Origin of the sequence: Streptomyces filamentosus (assembly GCF_014654895.1) — a bacterium.
Classification (GTDB): domain Bacteria; phylum Actinomycetota; class Actinomycetes; order Streptomycetales; family Streptomycetaceae; genus Streptomyces; species Streptomyces filamentosus.
The window spans coordinates 638,338-656,242 of the sequence record NZ_BNBE01000003.1; the positions used below are offsets into that span (position 1 = coordinate 638,338).

Annotated in this window: 19 protein-coding genes; 11 read left to right on the forward strand and 8 right to left on the reverse strand. The window is 72.1% G+C overall.

The features are described 5' to 3' along the window. Window positions 1–93: 93 nt before the first annotated feature. A complete protein-coding gene (locus IE326_RS30310) occupies window positions 94–1,638 on the reverse strand; it encodes a S8 family peptidase (protein WP_150227537.1) in 1,545 nt (514 codons plus the stop codon). Between the two features lie 275 nt (window positions 1,639–1,913). On the opposite strand from IE326_RS30310, the gene IE326_RS30315 reads away from it, so the two are divergent. The 3 genes from IE326_RS30315 (at window position 1,914) to moaA (ending at window position 5,167) form a co-directional block, all read left to right on the forward strand. After that, a complete protein-coding gene (locus IE326_RS30315; RefSeq protein WP_190043856.1) occupies window positions 1,914–2,318 on the forward strand; it encodes a DUF485 domain-containing protein in 405 nt (134 codons plus the stop codon). Next, entirely contained in the window at window positions 2,315–3,964 is a 1,650-nt protein-coding gene (locus tag IE326_RS30320; protein WP_150227535.1) for a monocarboxylic acid transporter, read from the forward strand. The genes IE326_RS30315 and IE326_RS30320 overlap by 4 nt, the downstream gene beginning before the upstream one ends. Window positions 3,965–4,165: 201 nt before the next feature. Next, window positions 4,166–5,167 (forward strand): GTP 3',8-cyclase MoaA, encoded by a 1,002-nt coding sequence (moaA, locus tag IE326_RS30325; RefSeq protein ID WP_150227534.1) that lies wholly within the window; start codon window positions 4,166–4,168, stop codon window positions 5,165–5,167. A 111-nt stretch (window positions 5,168–5,278) separates the two neighbouring features. Here the strand turns inward: moaA and IE326_RS30330 are convergent, their stop codons facing one another. Together IE326_RS30330 and IE326_RS30335 are read right to left on the reverse strand one after the other, a co-directional pair. Further along, entirely contained in the window at window positions 5,279–5,509 is a 231-nt protein-coding gene (locus tag IE326_RS30330; protein WP_190043857.1) for a hypothetical protein, read from the reverse strand. Between the two features lie 240 nt (window positions 5,510–5,749). Further along, complete coding sequence (locus IE326_RS30335; RefSeq protein ID WP_150227532.1) at window positions 5,750–6,082, reverse strand: DUF3099 domain-containing protein; 333 nt, start codon at window positions 6,080–6,082, stop codon at window positions 5,750–5,752. Window positions 6,083–6,254: 172 nt separating this feature from the next. Between IE326_RS30335 and IE326_RS30340 the strand changes: the two genes are divergently transcribed. Beyond that, window positions 6,255–6,530 carry a GlsB/YeaQ/YmgE family stress response membrane protein gene (locus IE326_RS30340; protein ID WP_190043858.1) on the forward strand — a complete coding sequence of 92 codons (276 nt, stop codon included), beginning with the start codon at window positions 6,255–6,257 and terminating at the stop codon, window positions 6,528–6,530. Between the two features lie 78 nt (window positions 6,531–6,608). Here the strand turns inward: IE326_RS30340 and tyrS are convergent, their stop codons facing one another. The 3 genes from tyrS to IE326_RS30355 are packed head-to-tail and all read right to left on the reverse strand — an operon-like array spanning window position 6,609 to window position 10,825. Then, window positions 6,609–7,874, reverse strand: a complete 1,266-nt coding sequence (gene tyrS, locus IE326_RS30345; protein WP_150227530.1) for a tyrosine--tRNA ligase — start codon at window positions 7,872–7,874, stop codon at window positions 6,609–6,611. A 51-nt stretch (window positions 7,875–7,925) separates the two neighbouring features. Beyond that, window positions 7,926–9,317, reverse strand: a complete 1,392-nt coding sequence (locus tag IE326_RS30350) for a metallopeptidase TldD-related protein (RefSeq protein ID WP_150227529.1) — start codon at window positions 9,315–9,317, stop codon at window positions 7,926–7,928. Beyond that, window positions 9,314–10,825 carry a TldD/PmbA family protein gene (locus tag IE326_RS30355; RefSeq protein WP_373310353.1) on the reverse strand — a complete coding sequence of 504 codons (1,512 nt, stop codon included), beginning with the start codon at window positions 10,823–10,825 and terminating at the stop codon, window positions 9,314–9,316. The genes IE326_RS30350 and IE326_RS30355 overlap by 4 nt, the downstream gene beginning before the upstream one ends. A 206-nt stretch (window positions 10,826–11,031) precedes the next feature. On the opposite strand from IE326_RS30355, the gene fabG reads away from it, so the two are divergent. The 3 genes from fabG (at window position 11,032) to IE326_RS30370 (ending at window position 13,119) form a co-directional block, all read left to right on the forward strand. Next, on the forward strand, window positions 11,032–11,751 hold the full coding sequence (gene fabG / locus IE326_RS30360) for a 3-oxoacyl-[acyl-carrier-protein] reductase (protein WP_190043859.1): 720 nt from the start codon (window positions 11,032–11,034) through the stop codon (window positions 11,749–11,751). Between the two features lie 5 nt (window positions 11,752–11,756). Then, window positions 11,757–12,533, forward strand: a complete 777-nt coding sequence (gene fabI, locus IE326_RS30365) for an enoyl-ACP reductase FabI (protein ID WP_150227526.1) — start codon at window positions 11,757–11,759, stop codon at window positions 12,531–12,533. A 184-nt stretch (window positions 12,534–12,717) separates the two neighbouring features. After that, window positions 12,718–13,119, forward strand: a complete 402-nt coding sequence (locus tag IE326_RS30370; protein WP_150227525.1) for a hypothetical protein — start codon at window positions 12,718–12,720, stop codon at window positions 13,117–13,119. Here the strand turns inward: IE326_RS30370 and IE326_RS30375 are convergent. Next, window positions 13,070–13,768: a FadR/GntR family transcriptional regulator gene (locus tag IE326_RS30375; RefSeq protein ID WP_150227524.1), complete on the reverse strand. Its 699-nt coding sequence runs from the start codon at window positions 13,766–13,768 to the stop codon at window positions 13,070–13,072. The two genes, IE326_RS30370 and IE326_RS30375, sit on opposite strands and share 50 nt — an antisense overlap. A 96-nt stretch (window positions 13,769–13,864) precedes the next feature. Between IE326_RS30375 and IE326_RS30380 the strand changes: the two genes are divergently transcribed. From IE326_RS30380 to IE326_RS30390, 4 genes are all read left to right on the forward strand, one after another. Next, window positions 13,865–15,172 (forward strand): CynX/NimT family MFS transporter, encoded by a 1,308-nt coding sequence (locus IE326_RS30380; RefSeq protein WP_190043860.1) that lies wholly within the window; start codon window positions 13,865–13,867, stop codon window positions 15,170–15,172. A gap of 17 nt (window positions 15,173–15,189) precedes the next feature. Next, window positions 15,190–15,306, forward strand: a complete 117-nt coding sequence (locus tag IE326_RS41610) for an SGM_5486 family transporter-associated protein (RefSeq protein ID WP_268983046.1) — start codon at window positions 15,190–15,192, stop codon at window positions 15,304–15,306. A 292-nt stretch (window positions 15,307–15,598) separates the two neighbouring features. Then, on the forward strand, window positions 15,599–15,802 hold the full coding sequence (locus IE326_RS30385) for a hypothetical protein (protein WP_150227522.1): 204 nt from the start codon (window positions 15,599–15,601) through the stop codon (window positions 15,800–15,802). 36 nt (window positions 15,803–15,838) lie between these two features. Next, a complete protein-coding gene (locus IE326_RS30390) occupies window positions 15,839–16,357 on the forward strand; it encodes a SixA phosphatase family protein (protein WP_190043861.1) in 519 nt (172 codons plus the stop codon). Between the two features lie 112 nt (window positions 16,358–16,469). Here the strand turns inward: IE326_RS30390 and serB are convergent, their stop codons facing one another. Then, window positions 16,470–17,711, reverse strand: coding sequence for a phosphoserine phosphatase SerB (gene serB, locus IE326_RS30395; RefSeq protein ID WP_190043862.1), 1,242 nt, complete (start codon window positions 17,709–17,711; stop codon window positions 16,470–16,472). Window positions 17,712–17,905 lie beyond the last annotated feature (194 nt).

Below are 17,905 nucleotides of genomic sequence, written 5' to 3' on the forward strand. Positions count from 1 at the left end.
GCCCCGATGTGGCACACCACACCGGGGCCCGCCGACGTCAGGACGTCAGCGCCTCAGCACCTCACGACGTCAGGAGGTCGGCACCTCAGGACGTCAGCGCTTGCGGACGGCGTCCAGCGCGTCCACCAGACCGGCCCCGTAGAAGCCGTTCTTCTGCTTGCCGCCCTCGCAGACGGCGTCGATCTTGCCGTCGCCCTCGATGTCGTACGGGTTGGTGCACGCGTGCTCGTCGGCCTGCGCGTACAGCAGCGCCTTCAGCGCGGCCGGGCTCGCCTTCGGGTGCGTCGACTTCAGCAGCGCGAGCACACCGGCGGCGTGCGGCGACGCCATCGACGTGCCGCCCTTGTAGACGTAGCCGCCGTTGACCGTGGTCGACAGGATCAGACCGTTGGTGGCCGGGGCCTCCGGGGTCTGGTAGGCGGTGCGGTCGCCACCGGGGGCGGCGACGTCGACCACGCCCAGGCCGTAGTTCGAGTAGGACGCCTTCAGGCCCTTCGCGCCGGTCGCGGAGACCGTCACGACGCCCGGCAGCTGCGCCGGGTAGTCGTAGCACTCGCTCGGGTCGATGATCCGGTCGCCCGGAGTGGTGTCGTTCGGGCTGGAGTTGTCCAGGATCGCGTCCGACGCGAGGTCGAACTTGGAGTTGCCGGCCGCGGCCACGTTGACCGTGCCCTTCTTCTCCGCGTACCGGGTGGCCCGGGTGACCGCCTCGATGAGGGCCTTCTGGTCCTCGTCCGTCTTGCAGGCGAACATCCACGGGTCGGTGTAGTAGCTGTTGTTCGTGATGTCGACGCCGTGCTCGGCCGCCCACACGAAGCCGCAGACCACGGCCTCGGTGTAGAAGTAGCCGTCCGGGGTGGACACCTTGATGCCGGCGATCTTCACGCCCGGCGCGACACCGGTGACGCCGACGCCGTTCTTGGCGGCGCCGACCGTGCCGGCGACGTGCGTGCCGTGGTCCGACTCGCCCGGCTTCGGACGCCACGAACCGGCGGTGGTGTCCGGCTTGCCGGAGACGCAGTTGGCGGACGCCTTCGCGTCGAAGTTCGGCGCCAGGTCCGGGTGGGTGTCGTCCACGCCCGTGTCGATGACGCCGACCGTCACCCGGCTGCTGCCGAGGGTCTTCTCGTGGGCCTTGTCGGCCTTGATGGCCGGCAGGTCCCACTGCAGGGGCTCCAGCGGGTCCTGCCCGTCCGTGGCGCTCGCGGCGGCGGCGGTGGCCTCGGCGGCGGTCAGCTCCTGCGAGCCGCCGCCGACCGAGTCGTCGCCCTGCACCGAGAGCGGGGCGGTCCGGGTCGCGCCCGCCGACACCACGCCGCGCGCCGTGCGGATCTGCTGCGCGAAGGCGGGGTTCTGCGAGTGGACGACGACGACGCCTATCTGGTCGTACGCGACGACGACCTCGCCGCCCGCGGCGGCTATCGCCTTCTTCACCGAGGCGGCGGTCTTGCGACCCCCCTCGACGTTGACGACGTACGAGAGCTTCTCGCCCGTCGCCACGGCGGTGGCGGCCGCCGGGGCATCGCTCAGCTCCGCGGCGGAGGCGGCGCCGGAGGGAAGGAAGCCGAGCGAAGCGGTGAGCGCGAGACCAGCAGGCAGAGCAAGTGCCCGGCCGCGCCTCGATCCCAGATGAGCCATGGGTTCTCCACATCATCCGTCTGTACCGCCCGGACGCGGGGTTGCGCGCGGGCGGGTGCATGACGGCTGAAGCTATCGCCGATCTTCCCTGCTCATCAATGAGTTGAGAGGGGCTGATGAAGATTTCCTGAAGAAATTCTTTCCGCTGAACCGCTTCGCATCCGGCGCCGTGCCGTTGAGCAGGGGAGGGGCTCCGGCCGGAGCCTCCCGCTCCCGCACCCCAGGTGAGGTCCCCGTTGATCCAGCCGTCCGCCCCCGCGTCACGAGGAGATTCCGTGGCTACCGAAGCAGTACCACCGCAGAGAAAGGCCACCGAGACCGCTCCCGGTCCCGGCCCCGGTTCCGATCCCGGTCCCGGTCCCGCCCGGCCCACCACGGAGCAGTTCGTCGAGGTCCAGCAGAGCGAGGAGTTCGGCGAACTCCGCCGCACCTACCGCTCCTTCGCCTTCCCCCTGACGGTCGCCTTCATCACCTGGTACCTGCTCTACGTGCTGCTCTCCAACTACGCGGGCGACTTCATGGGCACCCGCCTGTTCGGCAACATCAACGTGGCGCTCGTCCTGGGCCTCGGCCAGTTCGCCACCACCTTCCTCATCGCCTGGCTCTACTCCCGCCACGCCGCGCTCCGCCTCGACCCCAAGGGCGAGGCCATCAAGGCCCGTATGGAGGGCGACGCATGAGCACCCCTGCCGCCCCCCTCCTGCTCGCCGCCGGCGACGCCACCACCGAGCACCGCCCGCTGATCATCGGCCTCTTCGCCGCCTTCGTGATCGCCACCCTGGCCATCACCGTCTGGGCCGGCCGGCAGACCCGCAGCACCGCCGACTTCTACGCCGGCGGCGGCCAGTTCACCGGCTTCCAGAACGGCCTCGCGATCTCCGGCGACTACATGTCCGCCGCGTCCTTCCTCGGCATCAGCGGCGCCATCGCCCTCTTCGGCTACGACGGCTTCCTCTACTCCATCGGCTTCCTCGTCGCCTGGCTCGTCGCCCTGCTCCTGGTCGCCGAACCGCTGCGCAACTCCGGCCGCTTCACCATGGGCGACGTCCTCGCCTACCGGATGCGCCAGCGCCCCGTCCGCACCGCCGCCGGCACCTCCACCATCGTGGTCTCGATCTTCTACCTGCTCGCGCAGATGGCCGGCGCCGGCGTCCTCGTCTCGCTGCTCCTCGGCATCAAGAGCGACGGCGGCAAGATCGCGATCGTCGCCCTGGTCGGCGTCCTGATGATCGTCTACGTCACCATCGGCGGCATGAAGGGCACCACCTGGGTGCAGATGGTGAAGGCGGTGCTCCTCATCGTCGGCACCCTCCTCATCACCTTCCTCATCCTGCTGAAGTTCGACTTCAACCTGTCGTCCCTGCTCGGCGCCGCCGCCGACAACAGCGGCGCGGGCGCCGCCTTCCTGGAACCCGGCCTCAAGTACGGCGTCAGCGCCACCTCGAAGCTCGACTTCCTCTCCCTCGGCATCGCCCTCGTCCTCGGCACCGCGGGACTGCCGCACATCCTCATCCGCTTCTACACGGTGCCCACCGCCAAGGCCGCCCGGAAGTCGGTCAACTGGGCCATCGGCATCATCGGCGCCTTCTACCTGATGACGATCGTCCTCGGCTTCGGCGCCGCCGCCCTGCTCAGCAGCAAGACCATCCGGGAGTCCAACCCCTCGGGCAACACGGCGGCCCCGCTCACCGCCCTGGAGGTCGGCGGCGGTGCCGGCTCCACCGGCGGCGCGATCCTCCTCGCCGTCATCTCGGCCGTCGCCTTCGCCACCATCCTCGCCGTGGTCGCCGGCCTCACCCTGGCCTCCTCCTCGTCCTTCGCCCACGACATCTACGCCAACGTGATCAAGCGCGGGAAGGCCACCGAGAAGCAGGAGATGCGGGCCGCCCGCCTGGCCACCGTCCTCGTCGGCGTCGTCTCGATCGGCCTCGGCGCCCTCGCCCGCGACCTCAACGTCGCCGGCCTGGTCGCCCTCGCCTTCGCGGTCGCCGCCTCGGCCAACCTGCCGACGATCCTCTACTCGCTCTTCTGGAAGCGGTTCACCACCCAGGGCGCGCTCTGGTCGATCTACGGCGGCCTGGTCTCCTCCGTCGTCCTCGTCCTCTTCTCCCCGGTCGTCTCCGGCGGGAAGAACTCCATGTTCAAGGGCGTCGACTTCCACTGGTTCCCGCTGGAGAACCCGGGCCTGGTCTCCATCCCGCTCGGCTTCCTCCTCGGCTGGCTCGGCTCCCTCCTCTCCAAGGAGGAGCCCGACCGGGGCAAGTACGCCGAGCTGGAGGTCAAGTCCCTCACCGGCGTCGGCACCGCCGCCGCGGTCGAGCACTGACCGGGTCCGCGCGCTGACCGGCGGGCCCGTCCGGACCGCAGCGCAGTCGCCCGTATACGTTCCGCAGCGATCCACCGGCCGCGTCGTAGAGTTCTACGACGCGGCCGGTGCCGTCCTCGTGACAATCGGCCCGTGCCCCGTGTCCGACCGGTCACGTAGGCTCGGACGAGAAGCCAACCTGGAGAAGAGGAGGGGGGACCGGTGCTCCTCGACACGTACGGCCGCATCGCCACCGACCTGCGGGTTTCCCTCACCGATCGGTGCAATCTGCGGTGCACCTACTGCATGCCCGAAGAGGGCCTGCAATGGCTCGCCAAGCCCGACCTCCTCACCGACGACGAGATCGTCCGGCTGATCCGGATCGCCGTCACCGACCTCGGCGTCACCGAGGTCCGCTTCACCGGCGGCGAACCGCTGCTCCGCCCCGGCCTCGTCGGGATCGTCGAGCGCTGCGCCGCCCTGGAGCCCCGCCCGAGGATGTCCCTGACGACCAACGGCATCGGACTCAAGCGCACCGCCGCCGCCCTCAGGGCCGCGGGCCTCGACCGGGTCAACGTCTCGCTGGACACCCTGCGCCCCGAGGTCTTCAAGACCCTCACCCGCCGCGACCGCCACCACGACGTCCTCGACGGCATGGCCGCCGCCCGCGACGCCGGCCTCACCCCGGTGAAGGTCAACGCCGTCCTGATGCCGGGGCTCAACGAGGACGAGGCCCCCGACCTGCTCGCCTGGGCGATGGAGGAGGGGTACGAGCTCCGCTTCATCGAGCAGATGCCGCTCGACGCCCAGCACGGCTGGAAGCGCGACGGCATGATCACCGCCGGGGACATCCTGGAGTCCCTCCGCACCCGCTTCACCCTCACCCCCGAGGGCGACGGGGAGCGCGGCTCCGCCCCGGCCGAGCGCTGGGTCGTCGACGGCGGGCCGCACACGGTCGGCGTGATCGCCTCCGTCACCCGCCCGTTCTGCCGCGCCTGCGACCGCACCCGGCTCACCGCCGACGGCCAGATCCGCACCTGCCTCTTCGCCACCGAGGAGACCGACCTGCGGGCCGCCCTCCGCGCGGACGCGCCGTCCCCCGCCTCGGACGCCGCCGTCGCCGAGCTGTGGAAGAAGGCCATGTGGGGGAAGAAGGCGGGCTCGGGCCTCGACGACCCGAGCTTCCTCCAGCCGGACCGCCCGATGTCGGCGATCGGCGGCTGAGACCCCGGCGGGCGATGGGCGGCAGACTCCTCGGGGGGCGATCGGGCGGCCGCCCCCCCGGGGGGTGATCGGCGGCCGAGGCCCCTGTCGACGACAGGGACCGGGCCCCCGTCAGTGCCCGGAGTCCGCGTCCCCTTCGGCCTCCCACGCGGCGAAGGACACGACGTCCTTCAGGAATCCCCGCACCCCCAGGAACTGCGACAGGTGCTCGCGGTGCTCCTCGCACGCGAGCCACGTCTTGCGCCGCTCCGGCGTGTGCAGCTTGGGGTTGTTCCAGAGGAGGACCCAGACGGCTTCGGTCCGGCATCCCTTGGCGGAACAGATCGGCTTCTCTTCGCTCACTGGACCATTGATCACCCGGTCATTGTCCAGCAAGGGCGATGCCGAGCAGCCACGGGGGGAGCTGCCCGGCATCGGTCCGTCGCTCCGACGGGGGATGCGGAGCGCGTACGCAGTATGTCACGGCACCCCGGGTGCGGTGCACCGGAACTTCACGATTGATCTGAGCTTTTCCTGAGGTTCCCGCAGCCCTTCCCGCCACGCTCCGTCACCGGCCCGGGCGGCCCCGCCGCGGCCGCTCCCTCAGGTGCGTTCCGCTCCGGGTTCCGCCGGGCCGTCGCCCGCCCCGAGCGCCGGCCGCACCGGCGCCGGCATGAAGGTCGAGGGGAGCGAAGGGGCGCTCTCGCGGCCCGCGTTGGCGATCACCACCGCGATGTACGGCAGGAGCACGCCGAGCGCCAGCGCCACGACCGCCACGTGCCGTTCCACGTTCCACAGCACCGCCGCGGCGATCACGGAGAGCGTCCGCACCGACATGGAGATGACGTACCTCCGCTGCCTGCCCCGGACGTCGTCCGCGAGCCCCTGCCGGGCCCCGGTGATCCGGAAGACCTCGGGTCCGCCCTGCTTCCGCATCGTGTTCCACCACCCGCCGCTCGCGCCGGGCGCTCCCCGGGCCCGGACCTCGCACCACCGTACGCCCACCCCTCCGGACGGACGAGACCGGGGCACGGACGGCGGCGCCCGACATGCGCCGTATGGCCGAGGGAACGAGACTGGGGCCACACCCGCACGAGGAGGCACGGACATGAGTTGGTTGTGGGCGATCATCGTGGGTTTCGTCCTCGGTCTGATCGCGAAGGCGATCCTCCCGGGGAAGCAGCAGATCCCCCTCTGGCTGACGACGATCTTCGGCATCCTGGGCAGCGTCCTCGGCAACGCGGTCGCGACCTGGATCGGCGTCAACGACACCAAAGGCATCGACTGGACCCGGCACCTGCTCCAGCTCATCGGCGCCGTGGCCGTGGTCGGCGTCGGCGACATGGTCTGGGCCTCGCTGAAGGGCAACCGGCGGCGCGCCTGACCCGCCCGGACACGCCGGAGGCCCGGTACGGCGCTCGCCGTACCGGGCCTCCGGCGCGTCCGTCAGGACCGCCGCGGACTAGCCGGCGTACTCGATCGCGGCCAGGTTCTTCTTGCCGCGCCGCAGCACCAGCCAGCGGCCGTGCAGCAGCTCGCCGGCCTCGACGACGGCGTCCTCGGCGGTCACCTTCACGTTGTTCACGTAGGCGCCGCCCTCTTTCACCGTGCGCCGCGCGGCTGACTTGCTCGCCACCAGGCCGACCTCGGCGAACAGGTCCACGACCTGGCCCAGCTCCGTCACGCGCGCGTGCGGCAGCTCGGAGAGCGCGGCGGCCAGCGTCGGCGCGTCCAGCTCGGCCAGGTCGCCCTGCCCGAACAGCGCCCTGGAGGCGCCGATGACGGCCGCGCACTGCTCGGCGCCGTGCACCAGCGTGGTCAGCTCCTCGGCGAGCGCCCGCTGCGCGGCCCGCGCCTGCGGCCGCTCGGCGGTCTGCGCCTCCAGCTCCTCCAGCTCCTCGCGGGACTTGAAGGACAGGATCCGCATGTACGTCGAGATGTCCCGGTCGTCCACGTTCAGCCAGAACTGGTAGAACGCGTACGGGGTGGTCATCTCCGGGTCCAGCCAGACGGCGCCGCTCTCGGTCTTGCCGAACTTGGTGCCGTCCGCCTTGACCATCAGCGGCGTCGCGAGCGCGTGGACCTCGGCGCCCGGCTCCAGGCGGTGGATCAGGTCGAGGCCGGCCACCAGGTTGCCCCACTGGTCCGAGCCGCCCTGCTGGAGCGTGCAGCCGTAGCGCCGGTACAGCTCCAGGAAGTCCATGCCCTGGAGGAGCTGGTAGCTGAACTCGGTGTAGCTGATGCCCTGCTCGGACTCCAGCCGGCGGGCCACGGAGTCCTTGGTCAGCATCTTGTTGACCCGGAAGTGCTTGCCGATGTCCCGCAGGAACTCGATCGCCGACAGGCCGGCGGTCCAGTCCAGGTTGTTCACCATGACCGCCGCGTTCTCCCCCTCGAAGGAGAGGAAGGGCTCGATCTGGGAACGCAGCCGGTTCACCCAGTTCGCGACCGTCTCCGGGTCGTTCAGGGTGCGCTCGGCGGTCGGCCGCGGGTCGCCGATCTGGCCGGTGGCCCCGCCGACCAGCGCCAGCGGCCGGTGACCGGCCTGCTGGAGCCGGCGGACGGTGAGGACCTGGACCAGGTGGCCGACGTGGAGACTGGCCGCGGTCGGGTCGAAACCGCAATAGAACGTGACGGGACCGTCCGCGAGCGCCTTGCGCAGGGCGTCCTCGTCGGTGGACTGGGCGAAGAGCCCGCGCCACTTCAGCTCGTCGACGATGTCCGTCACGGTCGTCAGTCTCCTCGGATCGTTGCGTGGTGAAGGCCCAGTCTAGGCGGGTCAGACGCCCTTGCTGACCGAGCTCATGTTGAAGTCGGGCACCCGCAGCGCGGGCATCGCGGCCCGGGTGAACCAGTCGCTCCACTCGCGCGGCAGGGTCCGCTCCGTCCGGCCCGCCTCGGTGGCCCGCGACAGCAGGTCCACCGGGGACTCGTTGAACCGGAAGTTGTTGACCTCGCCGACCACCTCGCCGTTCTCGACGAGGTAGACGCCGTCCCGGGTCAGGCCGGTGAGCAGCAGCGTCGCCGGGTCGACCTCGCGGATGTACCAGAGGCAGGTCAGCAGCAGCCCGCGCTCGGTGGCCGCCACCATCTCCTCCAGGGAGCGCTCGCCGCCGCCGTCCAGGATCAGGTTCCCCGCCCCCGGCGCCACCGGCAGACCGGTGAGGCCCGCCGTGTGCCGGGTGGTGATCAGCCGGTCGAGCACCCCGGCCCGCATCCACTCCACCGGAGCCACCGGCAGGCCGTTGTCGAAGACCGACTCGTCGTCGCCGGAGGAGTGCGCGATCACGAAGGGCGCGGACTCCAGGCCCGGTTCGTTCGGGTCGCTGCGCAGGGTCAGCGGCAGTGGGGAGAGGGTCTCGCCGAGCCGGGTGCCGCCGCCGGGCCGGGAGAAGACCGTCCGGCCCTCCACCGCGTCCCGGGCCATCGACGACCACAGCTGGTAGATCAGCAGGTCGGCCACGGCGGTCGGCGGCAGCAGCGTCTCGTACCGGCCGGCCGGCAGCTCGATCCGCCGCTCGGCCCAGCCCAGCCGCACCGCCAGCTCGGCGTCGAGCGCCGCCGGGTCCACGTCCTTGAAGTCCCGGGTGGAGCGCCCGGCCCAGGCGGAGCGCGTCCTGTCGGGCGACTTGGCGTTGAGCTCCAGGGTGCCGTTGGGCTGGTCGTGCCGCAGCCGCAGCCCGGTCGAGGTGCCCAGGTAGGTGGAGGTCAGCTCGTGGTTCGCGAAGCCGTACAGCTCCCGGCCCCCCGCCCGCGCGCGGGCGAAGGCCTCGCCGAGCGCCGGGGCGAAGTCGGCGAAGACGGCGGAGGAGGTCTCGGCGGGCGCGTCGGTGAAGTCGGGGGAGGAGGGCACGCCCTCGACCAGCGGCTGCGCGTCCTCGGCGGGCCCGGCCGCCCGCGCCGCCGCCTCGGCGGCCCGCACCAGCGGCTCCAGGTCCTCCGCGGTCACCGCGGAGCGCGACACCACGCCGGAGGCGGCGCCCTCGGCGCCGTCCACGGTCGCGACCACGGTGAGCGTACGGCCCCGGGTCACGCCGTTCGTGGTGAGCGCGTTGCCCGCCCAGCGCAGGTTGGCCGAGGACTCCTCGTCCGCGATGACGACGCACCCGTCCGCGCGGGACAGCTCCAGGGCCCGCTCGACGATCTCGTAGGGCTTGCTGACGCGGCTCATCGACCGGCCTCCTGCGTCGTGTTGAGGATGTTGACGCCCCGGAAGAGGGCGGAGGGGCAGCCGTGCGAGACGGCCGCGACCTGGCCCGGCTGGGCCTTGCCGCAGTTGAAGGCGCCGCCGAGGACGTACGTCTGCGGGCCGCCGACCTGCTCCATCGAGCCCCAGAAGTCGGTGGTGGTCGCCTGGTACGCCACGTCCCGCAGCTGCCCGGCCAGCCGGCCGTTCTCGATGCGGAAGAAGCGCTGGCCGGTGAACTGGAAGTTGTACCGCTGCATGTCGATCGACCAGGACCGGTCGCCGACCACGTAGATGCCCCGCTCGACGCCGCCGATCAGGTCCTCGGTGGACAGGCCGCCCGGGTCGGGCCGCAGCGACACGTTCGCCATCCGCTGCACCGGCACGTGGCCGGGGGAGTCCGCGAAGGCGCAGCCGTTGGACCGGCCGAGGCCGGTGAGCTTCGCGATCCGGCGGTCCGTCTGGTAGCCGACGAGCGTGCCGTCCTTCACCAGGTCCCAGGACTGCGCCTCGACGCCCTCGTCGTCGAAGCCGATCGTGGCGAGCCCGTGCTCGGCCGTGCGGTCGCCCGTCACGTTCATCACCGAGGAGCCGTACGCCAGCTTGCCCAGCTGGTCGAAGGTGGCGAAGGAGGTGCCCGCGTACGCCGCCTCGTAACCCAGCGCCCGGTCCAGCTCGGTGGCGTGGCCGATGGACTCGTGGATCGTCAGCCACAGGTTGGACGGGTCGACGACCAGGTCGTAGCGGCCGGCCTCGACGCTCGGCGCCCGCATCTTCTCGGCGAGCAGCTCCGGGATCTCGTCGAGCTCCTTGTCCCAGTCCCAGCCGGTCCCCGTGAGGTACTCCCAGCCCCGGCCGACCGGCGGCGCGATCGTCCGCATCGAGTCGAACTCGCCGGTCGTGCCGTCCACGGCGGTCGCGGTGAGCTGCGGGTGGAGCCGCACCCGCTGCTGGGTCGTGACGGTGCCCGCCGTGTCCGCGTAGAACTTGTTCTCGAAGACCGTGAGCAGCGAGGCGTCCACGTGCGCCACCCCGTCGGCCCGCAGCAGCCGCGCAGACCAGTCGGCCAGCAGCGCGCTCTTCTCCTCGGCCGGCACGGAGAACGGATCGATCTCGTACGAGGAGATCCACGTCCGGTCCGCGTGCACCGGCTCCGCCGCCAGCTCCACCCGCTCGTCCGAGCCGGCCGCAGCGATCACCCGCGCCGACAGCTGCGCCATGGCCACCGCCTGCGAGGCGACCCGGGCGGCCCCGTCCATGGTGAGGTCGACCCCGGAGGCGAAGCCCCAGGCCCCGCCGTGCACCACCCGGACCGCGTAGCCGAGGTCGGTGGTGTCCGACGAACCCGCCGGCTTGGCGTCCCGCAGCCGCCAGGCGGCGGAGCGGACCCTTTCGAGGCGGAAGTCGGCGTGCTCGGCGCCGAGCGCCCGCGCCCGCGCGAGCGCCGCGTCGGCGAGCGCCCTCAGCGGAAGGGCCGTGAAGGCCGGATCGATGGAATGGGCCCCAGTTGGCACAGCTGTCTCCTGTCGTATGAGACCGGTCGTCCCGATCATGTCGCGCTTTGGGCCGGGATGCCCAGGGATTTCTGTAGGGACCCGACAGTGACATCCGTACGCCACTGTCGGGGCCCGATTCCGCGGATCGCTGAACGGGCCGATAGGTTTTCGCTGTACCAGACCGCTATCGAAAGGGTGATCCGTTGAGCCGCTCGGTTCTCGTCACCGGAGGAAACCGGGGCATCGGCCTCGCCATCGCCCGCGCGTTCGCCGAGGCGGGCGACAAGGTCGCCTACACCTACCGGTCGGGCGAGCCGCCGGCCGAGCTCGCCGAGCTGGGCTGCCTCGCGGTCCGGTGCGACATCACCGACGCCGAGCAGGTGGAGCAGGCGTACAAGGAGATCGAGGAGAAGCACGGCCCGGTCGAGGTCCTCGTGGCCAACGCCGGAGTGACGAAGGACCAGCTCCTCATGCGCATGTCCGAGGAGGACTTCACGTCCGTCCTCGACACCAACCTCACCGGCACCTTCCGCGTGGTCAAGCGCGCCAACCGCGGCATGCTCCGCGCCAAGAAGGGCCGCGTCGTCCTCATCTCCTCGGTCGTCGGTCTGCTGGGCTCCGCGGGCCAGGCCAACTACGCCGCCTCCAAGGCCGGCCTGGTCGGCTTCGCCCGCTCCCTCGCCCGCGAGCTCGGCTCGCGGAACATCACCTTCAACGTCGTCGCGCCCGGCTTCGTCGACACCGACATGACCGCCGTGCTCACCGACGAGCAGCGCGCGGGCATCGTGTCGCAGGTCCCGCTCGGCCGCTACGCGCAGCCGGCGGAGATCGCCGCGGCCGTGAGGTTCCTCGCCTCCGACGACGCCTCGTACATCACTGGAGCCGTCATCCCGGTTGACGGCGGACTGGGAATGGGTCACTGATCACCATGGCTGGAATCCTCGAGGGCAAGAAGATCCTCATCACCGGTGTGCTGATGGAGTCCTCCATCGCCTTCCACGCCGCGAAGCTGGCCCAGGAGCAGGGCGCGGAGATCATCCTCACCGCCTGGCCCCGGCCGACGCTGACCGAGCGCATCGCCAAGAAGCTCCCGCACCCGGAGAAGGTCAAGGTCCTGGAGCTCGACGTCTCCAACGACGAGCACCTCGCCCGCCTGGAGGGCCAGGTCCGCGAGCACCTGGGCGACCGCCTCGACGGCGTCGTGCACTCCATCGGCTTCGCCCCGCAGGACGCGCTCGGCGGCAACTTCCTCAACACGCCGTTCGAGTCCGTCGCCACCGCCATGCACGTCTCGGCCTTCTCCCTGAAGTCCCTGACGATGGCGCTGCTGCCGCTGATGAGCGAGGGCGGCGCGGTCGTCGGCCTCACCTTCGACGCGAAGTTCGCCTGGCCGCAGTACGACTGGATGGGCCCGGCCAAGGCCGCCCTGGAGGCCACCAACCGCTACATGGCGCGCGACCTGGGCAAGCAGGACATCCGCTGCAACCTGGTCTCGGCCGGCCCGCTCGGCTCCATGGCCGCCAAGTCCATCCCGGGCTTCGGCGAGCTGGCGAAGGTCTGGGACAGCCGCTCCCCGCTGACGTGGGACCTCTCCGACCCGGAGCCGGCCGGCCGCGCCATCGTCGCGCTGCTCTCCGACTGGTTCCCGAAGACCACCGGCGAGATCGTCCACGTCGACGGCGGCCTGCACGCGATCGGCGCCTGACCGCTCCGCACGGCACCGCACCGCTCCGCACGGCACCGCACCGCTCCGGCCGGGGCCGGGCGCGGGTCCCTTCCCGGGACCGGCGTCCGGCCCCGCGCCGTTTCCCGACTCGAAAAGTCCGGCGGGGCACCGCAGACTGGTCGGAGCGTGTCGTTCCGGCTACTCACGGGGAGGAGGTACGGGCATGCGCGCGCTCCGCCGCGGCTTCGCCGCCCACGCCTCGGTCGCCGCCCTGCTCCTCGGGACCGCCGTCGCCGCGGAGGTCCACGCGGCCCCCGCCCCCGCCGAGGACACCGCCGCGGCCGTCGCCGCCCGGGGGACCGAGGACTTCGGGGCCTCCTGCCTCACCGTCGTCGAGGGCACCCGGGTGACCGCCCACTGCCGCAACCCCTACCCGCGGACCGACCGGATACGGCTCCACGTGGAGTGCGACCCCTGGTGGGACCTCGACACGGACAGCGCGCCCGTGGACGTCGCGCCCGCCGACCACGCGAGCGTCACCGCCCGCTGCTGGAAGGAGGTCCGCTCCGCGTGGGTCACCCACGAACCGGCGGATCCGGCTCCTCCCGCCCGCCCAGGCACATGAACGGATAGCCGGCCGCCTCCTCCGCCGCCCGCTCGGCGTCCCCGGCGCGGATCGCGTCCACCAGGCGCGCGTGGTCCATGTGGTTCTCCGGCCGCAGCACCTGCCCGACGTCGTCGCGCAGCCACTCCCGCAGAAGATCGCCCAGGTCCGCGTAGAGCTCCGTCAGGACGTCGTTGCCGGAGGCCGCCACCACCGCGTGGTGGAAGGCCGCGTCCACCGTCACGAACCGCTCCGCGTCCCCCGACTCCCACGCCTCCTCGCGCCGGACGAGCAGTGCGTCCAGCTGCTTCAGGTCCCGCTCGGAGCGGCGCCGCGCCGCGAACCGCGCGGCGGCCGACTCCAGCGTGGAGCGCAGCTCGGCCACGTGCCGAGGGTCGGAGCCGGCGAAGCGCCGGTGCATCACCCCGGCCAGCTCGCTCGTCGCTGCCACGTAGGTGCCGGAGCCCTGCCGGATGTCGAGCAGCCCGTTGTGGGCGAGGGCCCGTACGGCCTCCCGGACCGTGTTGCGGGCCACGCCCAGCTGCTCGACCAGCTCGGGCTCGGTGGGGATCCGCGAGCCGACCGGCCACTCGCCCGAGGTGATCTGGTTCCGCAGTTCGGCGATCACCTGGTCGGTCAGACCGGTGCGCCGGGGGTGCCCGAGGGCCATGGGGGACTCACCTTCCGCAGGACGGGACGCGACCGTCTTCCGAGATCATGGTTCGAGATTGGACAACCAATCATCCCATGATTCTATGATGGTTCCATGTCAGACGAGCCGAAGACCCTCGAACCCGCCGTCACCCGGCCGGTCTCCACCCCGGAACCCCCGACACCCACCCCGGACGGCGGCCGCGCCGCGCGCTGGGCCCTCGTCCTCGTCCCCGTCGGCCTCGTCCTCGCCGCGCTCAACCTGCGCCCCGCGATTACCAGCCTCGGCGCCCTCCTCGAAGAGGTCAGCGCCGACCTGCACATGAGCGGCACCGTGGCCGGAGTCCTCACCTCCGTGCCGCCGCTCTGCTTCGCGGCCTTCGGCATCACCGCCCCCCGCCTGGCCCGCCGCTTCGGCCCCGCCGCCGTCGTCTGCGCCGGCATGGCCGCCATCTGCGCCGGCCTGCTGCTGCGCCCCTTCGCGACCGGCACCGCCGCCTTCCTCGCGGCCAGCGCCCTCGCCCTCATGGGCATCGCGGTCAGCAACGTCCTCATGCCGGTGATCGTCAAGCGGTACTTCCCCGACCGCATCGGCAGCATGACGGGCCTGTACTCCATGGCCCTCGCGCTCGGCACCTCGCTCGCCGCGGCGCTCACCGTCCCCATGACCGACGCCCTCGGCGGCGACTGGCGCATCGGCCTCGGCGTCTGGGGCGCCCTCGCCGCCCTCGCCGTCCTGCCCTGGCTCCCGCTCCTGCGGGACCGCACCGGCGCAGCCCGTACGGAGCGGGGCGCCCCGGCCGGTGGAACCGCACCGGCCGCTCCCGCCGCCGGGGCCGCGCCCCGCCCGATGGTCCGCAGCCGCACCGCCTGGGCCCTCGCCTGCTTCTTCGGCCTCCAGGCCACCGGCGCGTACATCACCATGGGCTGGATGCCGCAGATCTTCCGCGACGCCGGCGTCCCCGCCTCCACCGCGGGCGTCCTGCTCGCGGTCACCATGGTCATGGGCGTCCCGCTCGCCTTCGTCATCCCGCGCCTCGCCACCCGGATGCGCAACCAGGCCCCGATCGTCATCGCCCTCGGCTCCTGCGGCCTCGTCGGCTACACCGGCCTCTTCCTCGCCCCGGCCGGCGGCGCCTGGGCCTGGGCGGTGCTCCTCGGCATCTCCAACTGCGCCTTCCCGCTCGCCCTCACCATGATCGGGATGCGCTCGCGGACCGGCGCCGGCGTCGTCCGGCTCTCCGCCTTCGCCCAGAGCGTCGGCTACCTCATCTCCATCCCCGGCCCCCTCCTCGTCGGCGTGCTCTACCAGCACAGCGGCGGCTGGGGCGTGCCGATCGCCCTCATGGGCGGGCTGATGGTGCCGCAGATGATCGTGGGCTCGCTCGCCGGACGGGACCGGACGATCGAAGACGAATCCTGAGATGCGAGACTGCTCCCATGCCCGTTCTCGAACCCAATCCCCAGGGCGGCCAGAAGAAGCTGCTCGTCGTGCTCGGCGCGATGCTCGGCATCACGGTCGTCATCGCCGTCATCGCCTCCTTCGCGTCCCCGTGAGCCCGCTCCGCGACCCCGCTCCGCGAGCCCGGCCCGTGACTCCGCTCCGCGACCCCGCTCCGTGAGCCTGCTCCACGACCCCGCTCCGTGAGCCCCTTCGCCCGGGAACCCCGGTGCGGGGGTAGGGACAACCCCCGCATCCCCTAGGGGAAAGTCTCAGGGGCGAGTGGGTGGACCACCGGATGGGACGCGGCACCCGCGCTCCCTACGGTGGAGACACACCGCGACCAGCGGCATCCACCCCTCCCCGAGGACCACGCGCGTCCGGGGGACACTCCTCACGGAGGCGGTCATGACGGCCCTCACCCGCACCGGCGACCGGACCACGCCCGCCGGCGTCGACACCCGGCTGCCCTGGTGGGCCCTCGCCCTCCCGGTGGCCGCCTTCACCGTCCTCCTGCTGCTCGTCACCGGGCCCGGTGAGGCCGCCGCGACGGGTGGGGGCGGCGGTGTCGGCGACCTCGTCCAGCGGATCGGGCAAACCCTCGCTCTCTGAGCCAGGACGGGCTGATCCGTGCCAAGCTTGTGGACCATGAGCGTCGAAAAAACCCGCAGGATCGTGTTGCTCCGGCACGCGAAGGCCGACTGGGGCCAGGAGGCCGACCACGAGCGTCCGCTCGCCGAACGGGGCCGCAAGGACGCCCCCGTCGCGGGCCGCCGGCTCGCCGGCACCGGCATCCCCTTCGACCTGGCCCTCTGCTCGACCGCGGCACGCACCCGCGAGACGTGGAAGCTCGCCGTCCAGGAACTGCCCGAGCGCCCGCGGACGGTCTACGAGGAGCGGATCTACGAGGCGTCCCTCGGCGAGCTCATCGCCCTGCTCAACGAGGTCCCGGAGGAGGTGGACGACCTCCTCGTCGTCGGCCACAACCCCGGCATGCACGCGCTGGCCGACGCCCTCGCCGGCGAGGCCGACGGAGACCTCCTCGCCCGGATGAACCGCAGCGGCTACCCGACCTCCGCCTTCGCCGTCCTCACCTTCACCGGCACCTGGAAGTCCGTCGAGCACGGCGTCGGCCGCCTCATCGCCTTCTGGACCCCGCACGACTGACCGCGGGCACCGGTCCCCCCGGGCACCCGCCCGCGGGCCCGTATGCGAAGGGGCCCGGCCGTCCTCACGGCGACCGGGCCCCTTTCCGTACCGAACGGGGAGGGAGGCGGGCTCAGTGCGGCGCGTCCTCCTCGCCGAAGTCCGCCGCCTCGACCTCCTCGCGGGTGATCCCCAGCAGGTAGAGGACCGTGTCGAGGAAGGGCACGTTCACCGCCGTGTGGGCCGCCTCGCGGACCACCGGCTTGGCGTTGAAGGCCACCCCGAGCCCCGCGGCGTTCAGCATGTCCAGGTCGTTGGCGCCGTCGCCGATCGCCACCGTCTGCGCCAGCGGCACCCCGGCCTCCGCCGCGAAGCGCCGCAGCAGCCGCGCCTTGCCCGCCCGGTCCACGATCTCGCCCGTGACCCGGCCGGTGAGCTTCCCGTCCACGATCTCCAGGGTGTTGGCCTGGGCGAAGTCCAGCCCGAGCCGCTCCTTCAGGTCGTCCGTGACCTGCGTGAAGCCGCCCGAGACCACGCCCACCTGGTAGCCGAGCCGCTTCAGGGTGCGGATCAGGGTCCGCGCGCCCGGCGTCAGCTGCACTTCGGCGCGCACCTTGTCCACCACCGACGCGTCCAGGCCCTCCAGGAGCGCCACGCGCGCGTGCAGCGACTGCTCGAAGTCCAGCTCGCCCCGCATCGCCGCCGCCGTCACCTCGGCGACCTTCTCCTCGCATCCGGCGTGCGCCGCGAAGAGCTCGATGACCTCGTCCTGGATCAGCGTCGAGTCCACGTCCATGACGACCAGCCGCTGCGCCCGCCGGTGCAGCCCGGCGGACACCACGGCCACGTCCACGCCGATCGTGTGCGCCTCGGTGGCCAGCGCCGTCCGCAGCGCCTCCGTCCCGCAGCCCGAGACGGCGAACTCGACCGCCGTCACCGGATACTTCGCCAGCCGGAAGATGCGGTCGATGTTGCCGCCCGTCCCGGCGATCCTGGCCGCTATGGCCGCCGTCTGCTCCGCGGTCAGCGGGTGCCCGAGCACCGTCACGTGCGAGCGGCCCTCGCCGCGCGGCCGGTTGTCGCCGGTGCCCGAGATGATCTCGGCCTGGAGCTTCAGCGACTCGGCCCAGCTGTGCACGGTGGCGCGCAGCTCGCCCTGGGAGGCGACGGTCGGCTCGGTGACCAGCGCGCACAGCACCAGCCGCCCGCGCGAGACGACCTGTTCGATGTCGACGACGTCGACGGAGAAGGCGGCCAGGGTGTCGAAGAGGCCGGCGGTGATCCCGGGGCGGTCCTTCCCGAAGATCTTGACGAGAAGCGTGGGAACGTCCGCGGCGGGAACGGCGGGAACGTCCGGTGTCTGCGATGCGCTCATGGTGGTTCCACCGTATCGGGCACCCGGTGCCACCCGGCGCCCCGTCCCGCGTAGCGGACACCCGGCCGGACGAACCCCCGCGCCGGCCGGCCCGGCGGCCCTTCCCCGGGTCTTCACGCCGCCCGACTTTCGGATCCGGGACCCGGCCTGAAATAGTTCCCCAGGATGATTCGCCATCCCTAGGGCCCCCGCGA